General features: G+C 38.2%; 2 protein-coding genes. Both read left to right on the top strand.

Annotated features, from left to right (window positions below):
* The first annotated feature begins 365 nt into the window (after positions 1-365).
* Positions 366-1520, top strand: coding sequence for a serine hydrolase domain-containing protein (locus tag ACSLUH_RS19320; RefSeq protein ID WP_448570059.1), 1155 nt, complete (start codon positions 366-368; stop codon positions 1518-1520).
* A gap of 158 nt (positions 1521-1678) precedes the next feature.
* A complete protein-coding gene (locus tag ACSLUH_RS19315) occupies positions 1679-2110 on the top strand; it encodes a hypothetical protein (RefSeq protein WP_448570058.1) in 432 nt (143 codons plus the stop codon).
* Positions 2111-2233: the final 123 nt, after the last annotated feature.

Here is a 2233-nt window from a genome sequence, read left to right as displayed (position 1 = left end):
GAATAACTTTTTTTGCTAAATCAACGCCAACTCTAGTACGATACATAACAGGACTCTTCTTAATATATTTGTGTGGTAACTTTTATATTACCTCACTCGTTTAGGGTGAGGGAGTCCAATTATCTATTAAAAGCCCCTGAATGGGGCGTTAGTAGCCCTAAGGGTATATGTTGAGTTTTTTGGAGAATGTCGACTGTTAATACTGCCAATTGCATAAAGCCTAGCTACCAAATTACATTTTGACTTTTTCAACAAAAAAAGCAAACCTACGAAGGGTTGCGTAGTTTATTTAACTGATTACTGTTAAAAAAGTGATGAAACTATACAATTATCAGAGTGTTTAATAATAAAAAAAGGGAAAATTAATGTATAAAAGTATTCAAGGAATCGCTGGGGTTCTTTTGTTATTTTCATTTGCCGTTATGGGAAGCGAAACTCAACTAACACTGCTGGAAAAGGAAATTGATAGAATTGCGGGGGAGTTTATTCCAGCTAATGGGCCGGGGTGCTCTGTAGGTATCATTAAGAATCAACAATTTTTATTTAAGAAAAGCTATGGTTTGGCAAACATCGAACATCAGGTTCCTCTCAGTCCAATATCAGTATTTCGTATGGCATCTGTATCCAAACAATTCACCGGGTTTGCGGTATTGTTGTTAGCAGAAAAAGGGGAAATTAACCTTGATGATGATATACGGAAATATCTTACTGATTTGAAAGACTACGGTGTAAAAGTAACTATCAACTCAATGTTAGGTCACGTTTCAGGAATGGCAGATTACGATACACTTCAATCGCTCCTACCCAAACCACTACTGTCGACCGCTGGTGGTCCGTTCAGACTTGGTGATGAAGACTACCTGACCAAAGAAGAATACTACGATGTCATAAAATCGCTGCCTTTAGAGCACCAGCCTGATACGCAACAGGCTTATAGTAACTTCGCTTACTTTTTATTGTCGGAGTTAGTCGCTAAAGTCAGTGGTATGTCCATGCGGGAGTACACTACAAAATACATCTTTGAACCGCTCGGTATGCACGACACTTTTTTCGCTGATGATATGCGAGAGGTAGTACCTAACCGTGCTGAAGGGTATAGAACATTCAAAGGTATTGGATTAAAGCGTTATGAAACAAATATTTTTGTAGTAGGTGATGGTGGTCTTTACACTACACTCGAAGATATGTTGATTTGGGATAATCACTTTTACACCCCGAAATTAGGTGATGCTCCTAACAAATTAATGGCTCAATTTAATACGCCAAATAGTCAACACTCATACGAGAACAACGGAATAACTTTTTATGCTAACGGGCAATATATAGAGCCGAATTATACGCTGCACAATGGCGGATGGATGGGTACAAGCACTAGCTATATCCGTAGACCTAAGGAGCAAGTAGCCTTTGTTGGTATGTGCAATAGCTCTTCACTCGATGCAAATGTTTTTACTTACGAAATACCGAAAATCCTAACTAAACTTAAAATATGGGATGTTACAGACCCTGCAATTTTTTAGTCTGATTTTGGTTTTCAAAAGGTAAAGCTTCATAGCAGCAGGCAACTAACAAGTTAATTAAACCGTGGACGTAAAACAGCAGGCTTGCGCTCATTCTTCGCTTAGTTTAGCCTGCTATTTTCCGCCGTTTATTAAGGCGTTAGGTACCAAGGATAGCCATGAGTAATATTGAAGCATTTAATATAGCTACAGCCGAAATACTGGGACAATGTTATAAAGCATTTCCTCTTAAAGTTTCCATTTCGAAAATGGATATTGGTATAACTATTAAAGAAGCTTTTGGCGAAGATCCGGATGGGATTTTTAACTTGGACGAAGTTGAATATGAGATTGCAGAAGAAACGATGCTTTGGTTAATTGAGGCTGGTTATGTTTGGTGTAAAAATCCTCATAGACCAATATCATTTGAAGGAGTTACTCTTTCGCCAAAAGGCTTAGAAGTTTTGAATGCCGTGCCATCTGAACTTAAAACTAAAAAAACGATTGGCGATCAGCTAACGGCAGGAATTAAGGTTATAGGTAAAGAGAGCGCATCTTCAATTATAAAAGTTGGGCTAACTTATGGTGCCAAATTAGCAATTGGTACCTAACAAGAGACTATGGCGTCAATAGCTAATTTTACACTTTTGGCGCTTCCCACATCACACCATCTCTGAGCATCGAATTTAGTATGACCACCATCTTTCTGATGCAAGCAATAATTGCTACTTTCT

The sequence above is a fragment of the Thalassotalea ganghwensis genome (assembly GCF_053485795.1).
The sequence above is the reverse complement of the archived record's forward strand: the minus strand, read 5'-3'. Positions and strand labels throughout refer to the sequence as shown.

Excerpts from the sequence above, each read along its gene's own strand:
- ACSLUH_RS19320 (WP_448570059.1), top strand. The coding sequence starts at position 366 with ATGTATAAAAGTATTCAAGGAATCGCTGGGGTTCTTTTGTTATTTTCA.
- ACSLUH_RS19315 (WP_448570058.1), top strand. The coding sequence starts at position 1,679 with ATGAGTAATATTGAAGCATTTAATATAGCTACAGCCGAAATACTGGGA.